This window comes from Streptomyces sp. NPDC007095, assembly GCF_040634475.1.
Classification (GTDB): domain Bacteria; phylum Actinomycetota; class Actinomycetes; order Streptomycetales; family Streptomycetaceae; genus Streptomyces.
In genome coordinates this window covers 1-16,005 of the sequence record NZ_JBEYFS010000259.1, presented here as the reverse complement: position 1 = coordinate 16,005, position 16,005 = coordinate 1, and the positions used below count along the sequence as shown (strand labels likewise).

Annotated in this window: 14 protein-coding genes; 9 read left to right on the top strand and 5 right to left on the bottom strand. The window is 70.7% G+C overall.

The window, feature by feature from the left end; all coding sequences use genetic code 11:
* Nucleotides 1-158: 158 nt before the first annotated feature.
* From ABZ656_RS49355 to leuA, 3 genes are all read right to left on the bottom strand, one after another.
* Nucleotides 159-1,322: a sialidase family protein gene (locus ABZ656_RS49355; RefSeq protein ID WP_360278011.1), complete on the bottom strand. Its 1,164-nt coding sequence runs from the start codon at nucleotides 1,320-1,322 to the stop codon at nucleotides 159-161.
* A 124-nt stretch (nucleotides 1,323-1,446) separates the two neighbouring features.
* Nucleotides 1,447-2,142, bottom strand: a complete 696-nt coding sequence (locus ABZ656_RS49350) for a TerB family tellurite resistance protein (RefSeq protein WP_101405253.1) — start codon at nucleotides 2,140-2,142, stop codon at nucleotides 1,447-1,449.
* A gap of 186 nt (nucleotides 2,143-2,328) precedes the next feature.
* The gene (leuA, locus tag ABZ656_RS49345) at nucleotides 2,329-4,050 is read right to left on the bottom strand and encodes a 2-isopropylmalate synthase (protein ID WP_101405252.1); all 1,722 of its coding nucleotides are present in this window, start codon (nucleotides 4,048-4,050) and stop codon (nucleotides 2,329-2,331) included.
* Between the two features lie 353 nt (nucleotides 4,051-4,403).
* On the opposite strand from leuA, the gene ABZ656_RS49340 reads away from it, so the two are divergent.
* The 8 genes from ABZ656_RS49340 to ABZ656_RS49305 all read left to right on the top strand — a co-directional run bounded on the left by ABZ656_RS49340 (nucleotide 4,404) and on the right by ABZ656_RS49305 (nucleotide 12,982).
* On the top strand, nucleotides 4,404-5,477 hold the full coding sequence (locus tag ABZ656_RS49340) for a M4 family metallopeptidase (protein WP_101405251.1): 1,074 nt from the start codon (nucleotides 4,404-4,406) through the stop codon (nucleotides 5,475-5,477).
* Nucleotides 5,478-5,509: 32 nt separating this feature from the next.
* Entirely contained in the window at nucleotides 5,510-5,776 is a 267-nt protein-coding gene (locus ABZ656_RS49335; RefSeq protein ID WP_060896474.1) for a protealysin inhibitor emfourin, read from the top strand.
* A 194-nt stretch (nucleotides 5,777-5,970) separates the two neighbouring features.
* Nucleotides 5,971-7,299 carry a GH1 family beta-glucosidase gene (locus ABZ656_RS49330; protein WP_180362529.1) on the top strand — a complete coding sequence of 443 codons (1,329 nt, stop codon included), beginning with the start codon at nucleotides 5,971-5,973 and terminating at the stop codon, nucleotides 7,297-7,299.
* Nucleotides 7,296-8,558, top strand: a complete 1,263-nt coding sequence (locus tag ABZ656_RS49325) for an MFS transporter (RefSeq protein WP_101405250.1) — start codon at nucleotides 7,296-7,298, stop codon at nucleotides 8,556-8,558. Before ABZ656_RS49330 ends, ABZ656_RS49325 begins: the two co-directional genes overlap by 4 nt.
* A gap of 42 nt (nucleotides 8,559-8,600) precedes the next feature.
* Nucleotides 8,601-9,410: a GNAT family N-acetyltransferase gene (locus ABZ656_RS49320; protein ID WP_360278001.1), complete on the top strand. Its 810-nt coding sequence runs from the start codon at nucleotides 8,601-8,603 to the stop codon at nucleotides 9,408-9,410.
* Nucleotides 9,411-9,718: 308 nt separating this feature from the next.
* Nucleotides 9,719-10,195: a hypothetical protein gene (locus ABZ656_RS49315; protein ID WP_101405248.1), complete on the top strand. Its 477-nt coding sequence runs from the start codon at nucleotides 9,719-9,721 to the stop codon at nucleotides 10,193-10,195.
* Between the two features lie 265 nt (nucleotides 10,196-10,460).
* Nucleotides 10,461-11,810, top strand: a complete 1,350-nt coding sequence (locus ABZ656_RS49310) for a beta-xylosidase (RefSeq protein WP_180362528.1) — start codon at nucleotides 10,461-10,463, stop codon at nucleotides 11,808-11,810.
* 86 nt (nucleotides 11,811-11,896) lie between these two features.
* Entirely contained in the window at nucleotides 11,897-12,982 is a 1,086-nt protein-coding gene (locus tag ABZ656_RS49305; protein ID WP_101405246.1) for a DUF916 domain-containing protein, read from the top strand.
* Here the strand turns inward: ABZ656_RS49305 and ABZ656_RS49300 are convergent.
* Complete coding sequence (locus ABZ656_RS49300; protein WP_101405245.1) at nucleotides 12,876-13,214, bottom strand: P-II family nitrogen regulator; 339 nt, start codon at nucleotides 13,212-13,214, stop codon at nucleotides 12,876-12,878. The two genes, ABZ656_RS49305 and ABZ656_RS49300, sit on opposite strands and share 107 nt — an antisense overlap.
* Nucleotides 13,211-14,548, bottom strand: a complete 1,338-nt coding sequence (locus ABZ656_RS49295; RefSeq protein ID WP_360278008.1) for an ammonium transporter — start codon at nucleotides 14,546-14,548, stop codon at nucleotides 13,211-13,213. The genes ABZ656_RS49300 and ABZ656_RS49295 overlap by 4 nt, the downstream gene beginning before the upstream one ends.
* A gap of 197 nt (nucleotides 14,549-14,745) precedes the next feature.
* On the opposite strand from ABZ656_RS49295, the gene era reads away from it, so the two are divergent.
* A complete protein-coding gene (gene era / locus ABZ656_RS49290; RefSeq protein WP_180362527.1) occupies nucleotides 14,746-15,705 on the top strand; it encodes a GTPase Era in 960 nt (319 codons plus the stop codon).
* Nucleotides 15,706-16,005 lie beyond the last annotated feature (300 nt).

The window sequence follows — 16,005 nt, the reverse complement described above, 5'->3', positions numbered from 1 at the left end:
GTCCTCGTACTGGACGTACTTGGGCTTTCGGCCGGTGCGGCGAGAGTGCGTGCCGGGCGTCGCGACGGGGCGAACGTTGCCTGCCGCGGCACTAGGTCCCGTCGTCCGGTGCTCAACCGCCCGGCCGCCCACCCCACCGCGATCGCCGCCGCCGTCACCTACCCCGTCCGGCGCAGACGCCGGAACTCGATCCTGTCGTACGGCCGCGTCGAGCCCGTCTCGTACAGGATGCCGATCCGGTCGTGCCCGAGGTCGACCAGGTCCGAGTAGGCGGCCGGTGCGGAGGAGAGGGTGGTCGCCCTGGTGAAGGTGGTGCCGCCGTTCGTGCTGCGCCAGAGGGTCATCGCGCGGCGGGCGGTGGGTACGGAGGGGGCCGAGAAGAGCAAGGGGGCTTGGGGGCCGTGGGGTTGGAGGACGCTGCCCTGGACGACGGGGACGTCGTCCAGGGTGGGCTGGATCGCGTAGGGGCGGTCCAGGGTCTCGCCGCCGTCGCTGGAGTAGGTGTCGAGGCGGTTGCCGGGGGCGGTGCCGCCCTGGTCGCGGGCGCTGAAGTACAGGCGTCCGTCGGGGAGTTCGGCCACGCCGCTCTCGTTGGCGTCGACCCGGCCGTCGTAGGTGCGGTCGGTGAAGCCCAGGTGCCAGGTGCGGCCGCCGTCGTCGGAGTAGATCGCGTGCGCCCCGTAGTACTTGGCTTCCCGGCCGGTGTCGGTCGAGCCCTCGGGCGGGGCGGCGGAGTGGTTGGCGGGGACGACCAGACGGCCGGCGTGCGGGCCGTGGCCGAGGGCGATCGCATGGCCGGGGCCCGTCGCGTACCAGCGCCAGCCCGGCGGCTTCACCTCGGCCGTGATGTCCCGGGGAGCGGAGAAGCGCGCGCCGTCGTCGCGGCTGGTCTGGACGAAGACGCGGCGGCCCTGGCGCGCCGTGACCTCGCCCCGCATGATCCGCGCCTCGGTCACCGCGCCGCTGTTGTAGGAGGTGAGCAGGACGATACGGCCGGTGCGCGGGTCCACGACCGGCGCCGGGTTGCCCCGGGTGTCCCCGTCCCCGGCCGCGACGACCCGCAGCGGACCCCACGTACAGCCGCCGTCGAAGGAGCGTCTGAGGACGACGTCGATGTGGCCGCTGTCGCCCGCGCCGTCGTGCCGCCCCTCGACGAAGGCGAGCACCGTGCCCGCGCGGGTGGTGAGGACGGCCGGGATGCGGTAGGTGTCGTAGCCGCCCTCGCCCGCGGTGTACGGCACGGAGGAGGCGCAGTCGGCACGGGGACCGGGTGCGGCGGCGGACGCGGCACCGGCACCGGCGGCCCCGGCGAGGAGGCCGATGGCCAGGGCGGCGACGAGGCTGCGGCTCAGGGTGGTCCCCGCTCTCCCCCGCGCAACACGAGGGTCCCGTTACGGCGTGTCGCTCACACCGTACCCTGAGTCACCGTTCGTCACTCTCCGTCGCCTACGAGGGCGTGCGCGCCGCCGCCAGCAGTCGCGTCACGTCGTCCGCGCAGATCGTCAGCGCCGCGCCCACGGTGGCGAGGACGTCCCGTTCGGCGGGGGTGTACGGCCCGTCCGCCAGGGCGATCCGGGCACCCTGGAGCAGGATCGATTCGCGCCCCGTCGCGGCGAGGTGCGGTGCCAGCGGGTCCAGGGCCTCGTGCAGCTCTATGGCGAGGCCCGCCCCGCACGGCTCCCCGAAGATCCGGCCCGTGTCCGCGGCGAGCGCCTCGACGAGGGCGCCGAGCTGGTCCTCCGTGCAGTCGTCGAAGCCGGCCGAGCGCACCGCGGTCGCCGCGATCTCCAGGGACGTGCGGGAGCAGGTGCCGCCGGCGGCGAGTACGGCGAGCGCGACGGTGTGGACGGCGTCGCGGAGCATCGCGGAGAAGCGGGTGGTGGTCGGATGGTCGAGGACGTCCGCGCCGTAGTGGCGGCCACAGGCGGCGCACTCGACGACGGGTCCCGTGTCACCGCGCGGCAGGACCGGGACGCCCAGGAGAGTGAAGCGGCGCCGGCCGGTGAGCCGCTGGTAGTTGCGGTCGCCCCCGCAGCCCGGGCAGAAGAACTCACCGTCCCCCATGGTGGTCCACGCGGTACGGGTGCCTAGGATGCGGGAAATCTGCACTGCACGACCGTTTCGTCCCCATCCTGGCAGCACGCTCGCACACCTCCGTAACGCCGCGGCAACATCGCCGCGCTGGCGTGATGTTAGCCACATTGTCGAGGCGGAGTCAGTACCTTGGACGAGACCTTTCCGTGATCTCCACGGCGATTGGCCGGTATACGACGGGGCCCCGCCCGCCTCGAAAGGCGGACGGGGCCCCGAAAGTGCCGGTCAAAGTCCTCAGCGGGTCGCGCGGTTGACCGCGGAGACCACGGCCTTCAGCGACGCGCGTGTCGTATTCGCGTCGATGCCGATTCCCCACAGGACCTTGTCGCCGATCGCGCACTCGATGTACGAGGCGGCCTGCGCGGAGGCGCCCTCGCTCATCGTGTGCTCCTGGTAGTCCAGGAGGCGTACGTCGATGCCGACGGACTGCAGGGCGTCGAAGAACGCGGAGATCGGACCGTTGCCGGTACCGGTCAGGACCGTGTCGGCGCCGTCCACCGAGGCCTCGACGGTCAGCGAGTCGATGCCGTCACGGTCGGTCGTGGTCTGGCCGGCCTTGACCTGGATACGGCCCCACGCGTTGTCGGGGTTCGGCAGGTACTCGTCCTGGAAGATCGCCCAGATGTCCTTCGGGGTGACCTCGCCGCCCTCGGCGTCCGTCTTCGCCTGGATGATCTTCGAGAACTCGATCTGCATCCGGCGCGGCAGGTCCAGCTTGTGGTCGTTCTTCAGGACGTAGGCGATACCGCCCTTGCCGGACTGCGAGTTGACGCGGATCACGGCCTCGTACGAACGGCCGACGTCCTTCGGGTCGATCGGCAGGTACGGGACGGCCCACTCGATGTCGTCGACGGTGACGCCCTTCGCGGCGGCGTCCGCCTCCATGGCGTCGAAGCCCTTCTTGATGGCGTCCTGGTGGGAGCCGGAGAAGGAGGTGTAGACGAGGTCGCCGACGTAGGGGTGGCGGGCGTGGACCTCCATCTGGTTGCAGTACTCGGCGGTGCGGCGGACCTCGTCGATGTTCGAGAAGTCGATCTGCGGGTCGACGCCCTGCGAGAACAGGTTCATGCCCAGGGTGACCAGGTCGACGTTGCCGGTGCGCTCACCCTGGCCGAACAGACAGCCCTCGATGCGGTCGGCGCCGGCCATCAGGGCCAGCTCGGCGGCGGCGACGGCCGTACCGCGGTCGTTGTGCGGGTGGACGGACAGGCAGACGTACTCGCGGCGGGACAGGTTGCGCGACATCCACTCGAAGCGGTCCGCGTGCGTGGACGGCGTCGAACGCTCCACCGTGGCGGGCAGGTTGAGGATGATCTCGCGGCCCGGGCCGGGCTGGTAGACGTCCATCACCGCCTCGCAGACCTCCAGGGCGAAGTCCAGCTCGGTGTCGGTGAAGATCTCGGGGCTGTACTGGTAGCCGAACGTCGTCCGCTCGTCGAGCAGCTTCTCGGCGTACTCCATGACCAGCCGCGTGCCGTCGACGGCGATCTGCTTGATCTGTTCCTTGGAGCCGCGGAAGACGACCCGGCGGAAGACCGGGGCCGTCGCGTTGTACAGGTGGACCGTGGCGCGCCTGGCGCCGACCAGGGACTCCACCGTGCGCTCGATCAGATCCTCGCGGGCCTGGGTCAGCACGGAGATCGTGACGTCGTCCGGGATGGCGGTCTCGTCCTCGATGATCGAGCGGACGAAGTCGAAGTCGGTCTGTCCGGAGGCCGGGAAGCCGACCTCGATCTCCTTGTAGCCCATCTTCACGAGCAGGTCGAACATCTCGCGCTTGCGGGCCGGGGACATCGGGTCGATCAGCGCCTGGTTGCCGTCCCGCAGATCCGTCGACAGCCAGCGGGGGGCGACGGTGACACGGTTGTCCGGCCAGGTGCGGTCAGGGATGTCCACCTGCTCGTACTTGCCGTACTTGTGGACCGGCATGGACGTGGACTGCTGGAAGTTCGGCATGATGCGTGGGCTCCTCAGAGGGTGTCCGGAAGGACGGCCGACGGCGCAACGCCGAACTCCGCGGGGAGGGGGTCGGCCTCGACTACAGGCCCTCGCCGCGGCAGCTAAGGAGAAGCAGCCCGATACGCATGATGCTCCGCAGCCTAGCCGAGCCTCACTCTCTCCGGAGGGCTGTATCAGTATGCGGGATCGTGACCACATAAGGAAGAAAACAGACAAAAAGTGCGGCATACCACTCAGAGTGAGTCCTCCTACCACTGAAGAGCGGACCGAGGGGCTCCTTATCGCCGCATTTCACACAATCTTGGTCGCCGGTAGTGACAGCGGAGTAACTCAGTGCAATTGTGCCGAGCATGACCGCGAACCCGGCAGGCTTCGAGCCTGTCTTCTGCACCATCGTGCCGCCCCACATCCTCGACACGCTGGCCCAGCACGAGGACCCCACGCTCGCCGGACCCGCGCGCCGCACCCTGGAGCGCGACGCCTTCGAGCGCACCCACCGCCGGCTGACCACGGTCATCGGCGCGCCCACCGTGGCCCCGCCCCAGGGCGCGCCCGCGGACAAGCCGCAGCGCACCGTCTACGACGCCAAGCACCACCAGGACCTGCCGGGCAAGAAGGTCCGCGGCGAGGCCGACAAGCCCGGCAAGGACGCCACGGTCAACCGCGCCTACGCCGGGCTCGGCGCCACCTTCGACCTCTACCTGAACGCCTACGCCCGCAACTCGATCAACGGCGAGGGCCTGCCCCTCGACGCGAGCGTCCACTTCGACGTCGGCTACAACAACGCCTTCTGGAACGGCGAGCAGATGGTGTTCGGCGACGGCGACGGCGAGATCTTCCTCGACTTCACCATCCCGGTCGATGTCATCGGCCACGAGCTGACCCACGGCGTCACCCAGTACACGGCGAACCTCACCTACTTCGGCCAGCCGGGCGCCCTGAACGAGTCCATGTCGGACGTGTTCGGCTCGCTGATCAAGCAGTACACGCTCGGCCAGACCGCCGTCGACGCCGACTGGCTGATCGGCGCGGGCCTGCTCGCGCCGCGCGTCACCGGCAAGGCGCTGCGCTCCATGAAGGAACCCGGCACGGCGTACGACGACGACGTGCTCGGCAAGGACCCGCAGCCCGCGACGATGGACGGCTATGTGAAGACCGGCCGCGACAACGGCGGTGTCCACATCAACTCCGGCATCCCCAACCACGCCTTCTACCTGGTCGCCCAGGCCCTCGGCGGGCACGCCTGGGAGCGCGCCGGGCAGATCTGGTACGACGTCCTCACCGGCGGCGAGCTCCAGTCCCAGGCGAGCTTCTCCGACTTCGCCAAGCTGACGGTCGCCCAGGCCAGGAGCCGGTACGGCGAGGGCGAGGAGCTCCAGTCCGTCACGAAGGCCTGGGAACAGGTCGGGGTGCCGACGTCGTAGCTTCGGCGTCCGACTCGTACTAGACAGGACCCATGCGTATTCAGGTAAGGCGCACGGGCGGATTCGCGGGCATCGAGCGCCATGCCGAGGTGGACACCTCGGGGCGCTCCGACGCCCCCGAGTGGCACGCCCTGGCCGAGCAGGCGATCGCCTCCGGCCAGGGCACGCGCCCCGCGGGGGTCCCCGACGGCTTCAGCTACGAGATCACGGTGAACGGGAAAACGGTCTACGCCGCCGACCCGAGGCTGACGGAGGAGCAGCGAAGCCTGATTTCGAGGGTCCTGAAGGAGGGCGCCTAGAAAACGGCCTCGGGGAGGCGCCCTTCAGGGGCGCGGGGCTGTGACATATGCGGCTCCGCCGCGTGGGCGCGACAAGCCCCCACCGGCCGGCCGCACTCGCGAAAACACCGCACCGCTCCTCCGATCGGGCGCCCCCCAAAAGCCGTAACTCCCAGTTCACACCAACCCGTTGACTTCCCTTACTGCCGGTAAGGATGATCGCGCGCATGGTGACGAACCCCCTACCGCAGTTCCCGCCCGGCTTCCTCTGGGGCGTGTCCACCTCGGCCCATCAGATCGAGGGAGCCGCGGCCGAACGCGACCCGTCGGTATGGGACGCGTTCACGGCCGAGCCCGGCCACATCAAGGACGGCTCCACGGCCGACGTGGCCTGCGACCACTACCACCGCTATCCCGAGGACGTGGCCCTCCTCGCCGACCTCGGCGTGGACGCGTACCGCTTCTCGATCTCCTGGCCCCGCGTGAACTCCCCCGGCGGCCTCGACTTCTACGACCGTCTGGTGGACGCGCTGGTCGCGGCGGGCATCCGCCCCGTACCGACCCTCTTCCACTGGGACCTCCCGCTGAAGCTCGAAGAGGCCGGCGGCTGGCTGAACCGCGACACGGCCGAGCGCTTCGCCGAGTACGCCGGTGTCGTCGCCGCCCGCCTCGGCGACCGCGTGAAGAAGTGGATCACCCTCAACGAGCCCGCCGAACACACCCTCCTCGGCTACGCACTCGGCGCGCACGCCCCCGGCAAGCGCCTCCTGTTCGACGCCCTGCCGGTGGCCCACCACCAGCTGCTCGCCCATGGTCTGGCCGTACGGTCCCTGCGCGCGGCCGGAGTCACCGACATCGGCATCGCCAACTCGCACGGCCCGACCTGGGCGGCCTCCGAGCAGCCCGAGGACGTGGAGGCCGCCGACTTCTACGACCTCCTCCTCAACCGCCTGTTCGCCGACCCGTTGCTGCTGGGCCGATACCCGGACGGCATCGGGGAGTTGATGCCGGGCGACGTCGAGGCGGATCTGAAGGTCATCGCCGAGCCGATCGACTGGTACGGGATCAACTACTACCAGCCGACCGAGGTGGGCGCCCCCGAAGGCGCGGAGATCGAGTTCAGCGGACTGACCCTGCCCGCCGAACTCCCCTTCTCCGTGCGGGAACTGGAGGGCTACCCGGTCACCGACTTCGGCTGGCCGGTGGTCCCCGGGGCGCTGACCGAGTTGCTCGTGGGCTTCCGCGAGCGCTATGGGGACCGCCTCCCGCCGGTCGTCATCACCGAGAACGGCTGCAGTTACGAGGGCATCGACGACCAGGAACGGATCACGTTCCTCGACGGCCATGTCCGGGCGCTGCACCGGGCGTCGGAACAGGGCGTGGACGTTCGCGGGTACTTCGTGTGGTCGTTGCTGGACAACTTCGAGTGGGCGGAGGGGTACGCGCGGCGCTTCGGCCTGGTCCACGTCGACTACGACACGCTGAAGCGGACCCCGAAGGCGTCGTACAGCTGGCTGCGCGACGCGCTGCGGGCGCGGGGATGACGGCGGCGGACCCCGTCGTGTCCGTGGGGGCGCTGGCCGAGCCCGTCGAGCGGGTCGGCCGGGGCTGGACCTCGGCGCTGTCGCTCGCCAACGGGGCGATCTGGGTGGGCTGGTACGGCCCGCTGCAGATCCTGCTGGCCTCCCAGGCGGAGGACTTCGCGCCCGGCACCGGCATGTCGAAGGAGACGATGCTGGCGTGGGTCACGGGCGCGGGCGCGGTGGTGTCGCTGGTCGCCAACCCGCTCTTCGGCGCGCTGTCCGACCGGACGACGGCGCGATGGGGCCGCCGTACGCCGTGGATCGTGGCGGGTTCGGCGGGCGGCGCCCTCTCCCTGCTGCTCCTGGCGGGAGCGGGCGGGGTCTGGACGATGGCGGCCGGCTGGTGCCTGGTCCAGCTCACCCTGAACGCCGCCTTCGCCGCCATCACCGCGGCCGTCCCCGACCGGGTGCCACGGCTCCAACGCGGCTCCGTGGGCGGCTGGCTGGGCGCCGCGCAGATCCTGGGCGTGGTCGGCGGGACGGGCCTCGCGACGGCGGCGGGGGGTGTGGGCGGCGGCTATGCGGCGTGCGCGGTGTTCACGCTGGTGGGCGTGGTGCCGTACGTACTGCGCTACGAGGATCTGCGGCTGCCGGCCGCGGCCCGGCCCGCCTGGTCCTGGCGCACGTTCGCGGCCTCCTTCTGGCTGAGTCCGCGCCGCCACCCGGACCTGGCCTGGGCCTGGCTGACCCGCTTCCTGATCAACCTGAGCAACGCCCTGGTCCTGCTCTACCTCCTGTACTACCTCCGCGACCGGCTCCACTACGACGACCCCGAGAACGGCGTACTGATCCTCACGGCGGTCAACGGCGTCACCCTCCTCGCCACGGTCGTGGTCGGCGGGGTGTGGTCGGACCGGGTGGGCCGCCGCAAGCCGTTCGTGATCTGGTCGGGCGTCCTCATGGCGGTGGCGACGGCGGTCCTCTCCGGGTGGCAGACCTGGCCGGGCGCGATCGTCGCGGCAGCTTTCCTCGGCATCGGCTTCGGTGTCTTCACCTCCGTCGACTTCGCCCTGATGACGGACGTCCTGCCCAAGGCCCTGGACCGCGGCAAGGACCTCGGCGTCATCAACGTCGCCAACGCCCTCCCCCAGGTCGCCGCCCCCGCCCTGGCGGCACCGATCGTGACGTACCTGGGCGGCTACCGGGTGCTGTACCTGGTGGCGGCCGTGATCGGACTGGCGGGGGCACTGCTGGTGCGGCGGATCAGGGGCGTGCACTGAATTCGGGTGCCACCGGCATCCGTGTTCCTCTTGGATGGCGCCATGACGACTGTGAACGCATCCCTCGACCGTCTTGAGCGCTACTACGACTCGGTGCCGCGCGCCGCCGCGCGGGCCGAGGACTTCGGCCCGCTGACCCTCTTCGTCCGGGAGGCCACGGGCTGGCCGTACTACGCGCGACCCACCCTGGGTTGGACGGGCCCGGCGGCCACCGCCGAGGACGTCGAGCGGGTGCGGGCGCGGCAGCGGGAACTGTGTGTGCCGGAGGCCTTCGAGTGGGTGGCGGAGGTGACGCCGGGCCTGCGGGAGGCGGTCGAGGCGACGGGGCTACGGGTGCACACACATCCCCTGATGATCCGCGACGAGGACGCGCCGCTGCCCGACCCGCACCCCCTGGTCCGCGTCCTGGACCCCGAAGACCCCTTCCTGGCGGGCGCGTTGGCGGTGCCGCACGTGGCGTTCGCGGCGCCGGGCACGGCGGTGGGGGAGGCCGGACACGGCGAACTCGCCACCGAGATCACCGCCCGCGCCGCCGAGGTACCCGCAGCCGCGGACCGCATCCGTGTGGGCCGCACCGTACTGGCCGCGGCGGTCGAGAACGGGGTCGTGGTCTGCTCCGGGATGCACCTGCCCGTCGGTCCCGTGAGCGAGATCGCGGGCGTCGGCACCCTGCCCGCCGAACGGCGCCGTGGACTGGCGTACGCCGTGACCGCGGCCCTCGTGGCCGACGCGCGGGAGCGGGGCGTCGAGACGCTGTTCCTGTCGGCCGGGGACGAGGACGTGGCGCGGATGTACGGCCGCCTGGGGTTCCGGACGGTGGCGACGGCGCTGATCGCGGAAGTCGCGGAGTAGCGGGCCGGCCGGGCAACAGGGACGAACTTCGGCCACTTTCAACAACCCCTGAAGAAACAACCCGGCATGCCTTGCAATCCCAAGCCGCTCGCGCATCAATGGAACCGCAAGTTCCGACGGACCGTCAGATACGCCTCCGCTGGCGTCCCGCACCCCGCTCGCGGACGGTCCGCGTACACATCTCTCCGCACCCGCACCGGCGTTCACCGGTGACGCGTCCGTGTGCCCGGCCCGGCCCCGGCCTCTGAGCAGACGGTTCCGTCCCTCCATCCCCACATGGCAATTCCCGTACAAGGGAAGGGAACCCGATGAGACGCAAGCAACTCGGAATCGCCGCGGCGTTAGCCGCCGGCACCCTCGCCGCGACCGGTCTGGCCCTCGCGCCGACCGCCGCGGCCGTCACCCCGCTCACCGCGACCATCAACGCGACCTGCACGATCGGCGGCGGTGGCGCGGCCACCCTCACCGCCACCCAGGACGGCACGGCCGCGACCATCACCCTCAGCTCCACCTCGATCACCGCGCCGATCGCGCTGGCGCAGGACTCCATCGCCTCCACCTTGACCATGGCGAAGTCCGGCGGCGGCACCGTCGCGTTCACCGGCACGAAGAATCCCGCCATTCCGCTGGGCGGCGGAGTCACGGTGGGCCCGCTCAGCGGCACCGTCGCCTCCGGCGACAGCCTCGACGCGTACGGGGGCTCGCTGAAGATGGTCGTCTTCGGCATCACCATCACATGCACCGCGAGCGCGGCGCAGGCACCGGGCCCGTTCGTCTTCAGCTGAGCCCCGCCACAGCACATGCGTGAAGACCGGTGTCGCCGACGCGCGCGGCGGCACCGGTCCTCGTACTGCCGGAACAACTGCCTGAACAGCCGCCTGATCACAGTCAACTGGCCTACAGGGGTGTCCAGTTGGCGATATTGACATTACCTGATGGCCCATCAGTTACCGTCCGGGCCCTCCATTGACTTCTCACACAACCCGCACATCAATGGCCCCCTGTCGGCGCAGACGAGCCGCTGCGCTCGCATCCCTCAGGAGGGGGCACATGGCAACGCACAGGGGAACCAGGGGTTCGCACGCCCGAAGACGCCGCTGGGCGGCACTGCTCGGGGTGACCGCGCTGGCGGTCACCGCGGGAGGCGCGCTGGCGGCCCCGGCGGGCGCCGCGGCCGCGGACTCCCAGAACGTGGACTTCGCCACGCACTGCATCCCGCCGGCGATCGCGGGCATCCCGCCGATCGACGGCACCACCACCGCGATCATCACGGTGGACAACCCCAGTCCCAAGGTCGGTGACACCGTCACCGTGACGTACAAGGTGGTCACGCCCGCCGCGAACAACCCGACCGCCCTCGCCCTGCCCGCCGACATCATGACGCCCACCGGCAAGGTCGCCCTCGGCGGCGCGCAGACGGGGGACGTCACGGTCGCGGGCCCCAGGAAGAACGACCCGGTGGCGGGCAACGCGCCCTTCCCGGGGTTCAGCATGACCGGCACCTTCACCGTCACCAGCCCGGGCGCCATCACCCTCGCGCCCGGCGACTACAACATCCACACCAGCTACATCCTGGAACTGGACACCCCCTGCACGGTCACCAACCCGCCCGCCCCGGTCTCCGGGACGATCACCGCGACGGACGGAACCCAGACCAACAACCGTGCCATCTCGCTCGGTTCGGCCTCCGGGAAGCCCGGTGACAGCGTGACCGTCACCGGCAGCAACTTCACCCCGGGCGCGAGCGTGACCCTCGCCGGACGGTCGGGGGCCACCCAGACCGCCGACACCGCCACCACGACCGCCGACGCGCAGGGCGCGATCAGCGGCACGCTGGCCGTCAACGACAAGACGACGACCGGTGTGGTGGCGTACGAGGGCGCGAGCTGGAGCGACACCAAGGGAGCGGGGCCGGCGGCGTACGTGGTCGTCGACGACACCCCGATCCCCGCGGGCTCCCAGAAACTCACCACCACGGTGAAGGCGGGAACCCTGTCGATGTCCCAGGCCGGGGACGCCGTCCAGCTGTCGGCGGTGGACTTCGGCAAGGGCGGGGCCTCGACCGGGGCCCTGCGGACGGTGACCGTCAAGGACTTCCGCGGCGGACCCGCGGGCTGGTCCCTGACCGGCAAGGTCACCGACTTCACCGGTCCCGGCGCCAAGATCGATGCCGGGAAGCTGAGCTGGACCCCCGCCTGCGCGACCAAGGCGGGCAGCCCGAGCACCTGCCAGGCCGGTTCTTCCGGCACGGTGGGCGGTGCGGGAGCGACACTGGCGTCCACCCCCAACGGGGCGCTCACCGGTGGTGAGTTCACCGTCGACGCCGGGCTGTCACTGGACGTACCGGCGTTCACCCCGCCGGGTTCCTACTCCGGCGTGCTCACGCTGACGCTCACCTGATCCACCCCTCCGCACCCCGGCGGCCGGGCGCGCACCCGCCCGTCCGCCCAGGGCCTGTCCACCCACATCCGCGGGGGTCCGCACCCATGCGCAAGCTGTACGTCCTCATCCTGTCCGTGTTCCTTCTCGCGCTCACCACGCCCGCCTCGTACGCCGCCGACAACGGCAGCTGGTCCGTCTACCCCGTCTCCACGCAGATCGCGGCCCGTCCGTACTTCTATCTCTCCGCCGACCCCGGACAGACCCTCCGGGACAAGGTCACCGTCGCCAACAAGACCGGCGCCCCGCTGACCTTCCGGCTGTACGCCGCCGACGCGTACAACACCGCGCGTGACGGCGGGTTCGCGGTGCGGACGGTGAAGGAGAAGCAGCTCGGGGTCGGCGCGTGGGCGCACCCCGCCCGCTCCCGGGTGACGGTGCCCGCGCACGGTTCGGTGACCGTGCCGTTCACCCTCCGGGTGCCCGAGAAGGCCGAACCCGGTGACCATCCGGGCGCGCTGGTCGCACTCGACGAACGCCTCGACCGCGCAGACGCGGCGACGTCCGCGGTGGCGGTGCAACGGGCGGTCGGCGCCCGGATCTACCTCCGGGTCGGCGGACCCACCGTCCCCGCCCTCGCCGTCGAGAAGGTCCGCATCAGCCACCACCAGCCCTTGGTCCCCGGCCTCGGCGAGAGCGGCGCCACCATCTCGTACACCCTCCGCAACGCCGGGAACGTCACCCTGAACCCGAAGGTGCGGCTCAGGGCCGAGGGCCTTTTCGGGCGTACGTTGCTGTCCCGGGAGCTCACGAAGATCCCCTCGGAGCTGCTGCCGGGGCAACGGGTCCGGCTGACCGAGCCCTGGCACGGGGCGCCCCAACTCGACTGGGGCGACGTGACGTTGACGGCCAGCGCGCCCGGCACCCGGGAATCGGCGAGCACGTCGTTCTTCGCGCTGCCGTGGCTGATGGCGGTGGTGGTGGGCGCGGGGATCGCCGCCGCCGTGGTGGTGATCAGGGCGCGCAGGAGCGGCAGCGGCCCTTGGTGGCTCGGAGCGCGCGGAGTCGGTACCCGCCCGTGGTGGCTCAGAGTGCGTCGGGGCCGCGCTCGCCCGTCCGTACCCGTACGACCGTCTCGACCGGTACGGCCCACACCTTCCCGTCGCCGATCTTCCCCGTCTGCGCGGCGTTGACGATCGCGTCGATCGCGGCCTCCGAGTCCGCGTCCTCGACGACGACCTCGATACGGACCTTGGGGACCAGGTCGACCTGGTACTCGGCGCCGCGGTAGACCTCCGTGTGGCCGCGCTGGCGCCCGTACCCACTGGCCTCGCTGACGGTCAGCCCGTGCACGCCGAGCTCCTGGAGAGCGGTCTTGACCTCGTCGAGACGGTACGGCTTGACGATGGCGGTGATGAGCTTCATGCCTGGGCCTTGGCCTTCTGAGCGGTGGGGAGGGCTGACGAGACCGGGGCGCCGTGGCCCAGGACCCCGTGATCGTAAGCGGTCTCGGCGTGCACCGTAAGGTCCAGGCCGGTGTGCTCGTGCTCCTCGTCCGCCCGCAGCCCCATGACCTTGTCGAGCACCTTCCCGATGCCGTACGTGACGGTGAAGGCGTACGCCCCCACGGCCACGACCGCCACCAGCTGTTTGCCGAGCTGCCCGAACCCACCGCCGTACAGCAGCCCCTCGGCGCCACCCGTCATCGTCGCGTCGGCGAAGAACCCGATGAGGACCGTGCCGATGATGCCGCCGACCAGGTGAACGCCGACGACGTCCAGCGAGTCGTCGTAGTTCAGCCTGAACTTCCAGCCCACGGCGTACGAGCAGACGACACCGGCGGCGAGACCGACGACCAGCGCGCCCGGCAGCGACACGGATCCGCAGGACGGGGTGATGGCCACCAGGCCCGCGACCGCGCCGGAGGCGGCGCCGAGGGTGGTGGGGTGGCCGTCGCGCTTCTGCTCGACGAAGAGCCAGCCGAGCAGACCGGTGCAGCCGGCGGCGAGGGTGTTGAGGAAGGCGGCGGCGGCGAGTCCGTCGGCGCCCAGCGCGGACCCGGCGTTGAAGCCGAACCAGCCGAACCACAACAACCCCGCGCCCAGCATCACCATCGGCAGGTTGTGCGGCCGCATGGCGTCCTTCTTGAAGCCGAGACGGGGGCCGAGGACGAGACAGAGGGCCAGGCCGGAGGCGCCGGAGGTGATCTCGACCGGCAGCCCGCCCGCGAAGTCCAGCGCACCCAGCTTCGCCTGGACCCAGCCACCCGGACCCCACACCCAGTGCGCGACGGGAACGTATACGAGCAGTGCCCAGACCGGCACGAACACCAGCCACCCCGCGAACTTCGCCCGGTCGGCGACCGCCCCGCTGATCAGCGCGGCCGTGATGATCGCGAAGGTGAGCTGGAAGGTGGCGAAGAGCAGGGTGGGCACGGTCCCGTGCACACTGTCCGGCCCGATCCCGTCCATACCCACGTGCTTCAGCCCGCCGACGAGCCCCCCGAAGGCGTCGTCCCCGAAGACGAGCGAGTACCCGACCGCCAGCCATACGACGGTGACCAGGGCGATCGACACAAAACTCATCATCAGCATGTTGAGGACGCTCTTCGTGCGGACCATGCCGCCGTAGAAGAGGGCGAGGCCAGGCGTCATCAGGAGAACGAGGGCGGTCGCTGCGAGCAGCCAGGCGGTGTCGCCGGTGTCGAGGTGAGGTGCGGCGGCCAGGTCGACGGTGTCCAGGGTCTCCACGGTCTGCATGAACTCCACGGACGGCTCTCCTCGGTTCTCCTGGGTGCGGGGGCGTCGTCAGAGAGTCACGGGCTCGCGTTTCCGGTTGTGCACGTGTGCGTTTCCGGCGTGTTTCGTATTGCGTGGGGGTTTCCGAAACCTCACGGGGCCGCGCGGGAGCGGTCAAAGGCATATGGCGTACGGCGCGGGCCTGTGGATCAGGGACAATGGGCGCCATGAGCGTTCGTACCCAGTCATCCGAGCCGTCCGAGGCACCCCACCGCGCCGGCTTCGCCTGCTTCGTGGGCCGCCCCAACGCGGGCAAGTCCACCCTCACGAATGCTCTGGTCGGCCAGAAGGTGGCGATCACCGCGAACCAGCCGCAGACCACGCGGCACACGGTACGGGGCATCGTGCACCGCCCCGACGCCCAGCTGATCCTGGTCGACACCCCCGGTCTGCACAAGCCGCGCACGCTGCTGGGCGAGCGCCTGAACGACATCGTGCGCACGACGTGGGCCGAGGTCGACGTCATCGGTTTCTGCCTCCCCGCGAACGAGAAGCTCGGTCCGGGTGACCGTTTCATCGCGAAGGAACTGGCGTCCATCAAGAAGACGCCGAAGATCGCGATCGTCACGAAGACCGACCTCGTCGACAGCAAGACGCTCGCCGAGCAGCTCATCGCGATCGATCAGCTCGGCCGGGAGCTGGGGTTCGAGTGGGCGGAGATCGTGCCGGTCTCCGCGGTCGGCGACAAGCAGGTCGACCTGCTGGCCGACCTGATCGTCCCGCTCCTTCCCGAGGGCCCGGCCCTCTACCCGGAGGGTGACCTCACCGACGAGCCCGAGCAGGTCATGATCGCGGAGCTCATCCGCGAGGCGGCGCTGGAGGGCGTGCGCGACGAGCTCCCCCACTCCATCGCCGTGGTGGTGGAGGAGATGCTCCCCCGCGAGGACCGCCCCGCCGACAAGCCCCTCCTCGACATCCACGCCTTCGTCTACATCGAGCGCCCCAGCCAGAAGGGCATCATCATCGGCCCCAAGGGCAAGCGCCTGAAGGATGTCGGCATCAAGTCCCGCAAGCAGATCGAGGCGCTGCTGGGTACGCCGGTCTTCCTCGACCTCCATGTGAAGGTCGCGAAGGACTGGCAACGGGACCCCCGCCAACTCCGCAAACTCGGCTTCTGACGCCTTTCCCTCGCCCCCGCCGCCCCTACCCTCCCCCAAGCTCTCGACTTCGCTCGAGCAGGGGGGACCCCCATCATCCCCAGGGGCTCCGCCCCCAGACCCCCCGATCGGCCTGAACGGCCTCGTCCTCGAACGCCGGACAGGCTGAAGGCTTTTTAGGGGCGCGGGGAACTGCGCGGCCGGCCCCCACCGGCCCGCAGCCGAACAAATGCGGGGCGAAGCCCCGCCTCAGGGGCGCGAGGAACCGCGCGACCCGCCCCCACCGGCCCGCAGCCGAACGACCAGGGGCGAGCGGGAATC

What these genes read in the sequence shown, in the direction of transcription:
- ABZ656_RS49325 (WP_101405250.1), top strand. Translation starts at nt 7,296, where the DNA reads ATGACGGCGGCGGACCCCGTCGTGTCCGTGGGGGCGCTGGCCGAGCCC.
- ABZ656_RS49295 (WP_360278008.1), bottom strand. Translation starts at nt 14,548, where the DNA reads ATGCAGACCGTGGAGACCCTGGACACCGTCGACCTGGCCGCCGCACCT.
- ABZ656_RS49330 (WP_180362529.1), top strand. Translation starts at nt 5,971, where the DNA reads ATGATCGCGCGCATGGTGACGAACCCCCTACCGCAGTTCCCGCCCGGC.
- ABZ656_RS49335 (WP_060896474.1), top strand. Translation starts at nt 5,510, where the DNA reads ATGCGTATTCAGGTAAGGCGCACGGGCGGATTCGCGGGCATCGAGCGC.
- ABZ656_RS49310 (WP_180362528.1), top strand. Translation starts at nt 10,461, where the DNA reads ATGGCAACGCACAGGGGAACCAGGGGTTCGCACGCCCGAAGACGCCGC.
- ABZ656_RS49315 (WP_101405248.1), top strand. Translation starts at nt 9,719, where the DNA reads ATGAGACGCAAGCAACTCGGAATCGCCGCGGCGTTAGCCGCCGGCACC.
- leuA (WP_101405252.1), bottom strand. Translation starts at nt 4,050, where the DNA reads ATGCCGAACTTCCAGCAGTCCACGTCCATGCCGGTCCACAAGTACGGC.
- ABZ656_RS49320 (WP_360278001.1), top strand. Translation starts at nt 8,601, where the DNA reads ATGACGACTGTGAACGCATCCCTCGACCGTCTTGAGCGCTACTACGAC.
- ABZ656_RS49305 (WP_101405246.1), top strand. Translation starts at nt 11,897, where the DNA reads ATGCGCAAGCTGTACGTCCTCATCCTGTCCGTGTTCCTTCTCGCGCTC.
- ABZ656_RS49340 (WP_101405251.1), top strand. Translation starts at nt 4,404, where the DNA reads ATGACCGCGAACCCGGCAGGCTTCGAGCCTGTCTTCTGCACCATCGTG.
- ABZ656_RS49300 (WP_101405245.1), bottom strand. Translation starts at nt 13,214, where the DNA reads ATGAAGCTCATCACCGCCATCGTCAAGCCGTACCGTCTCGACGAGGTC.
- era (WP_180362527.1), top strand. Translation starts at nt 14,746, where the DNA reads ATGGGCGCCATGAGCGTTCGTACCCAGTCATCCGAGCCGTCCGAGGCA.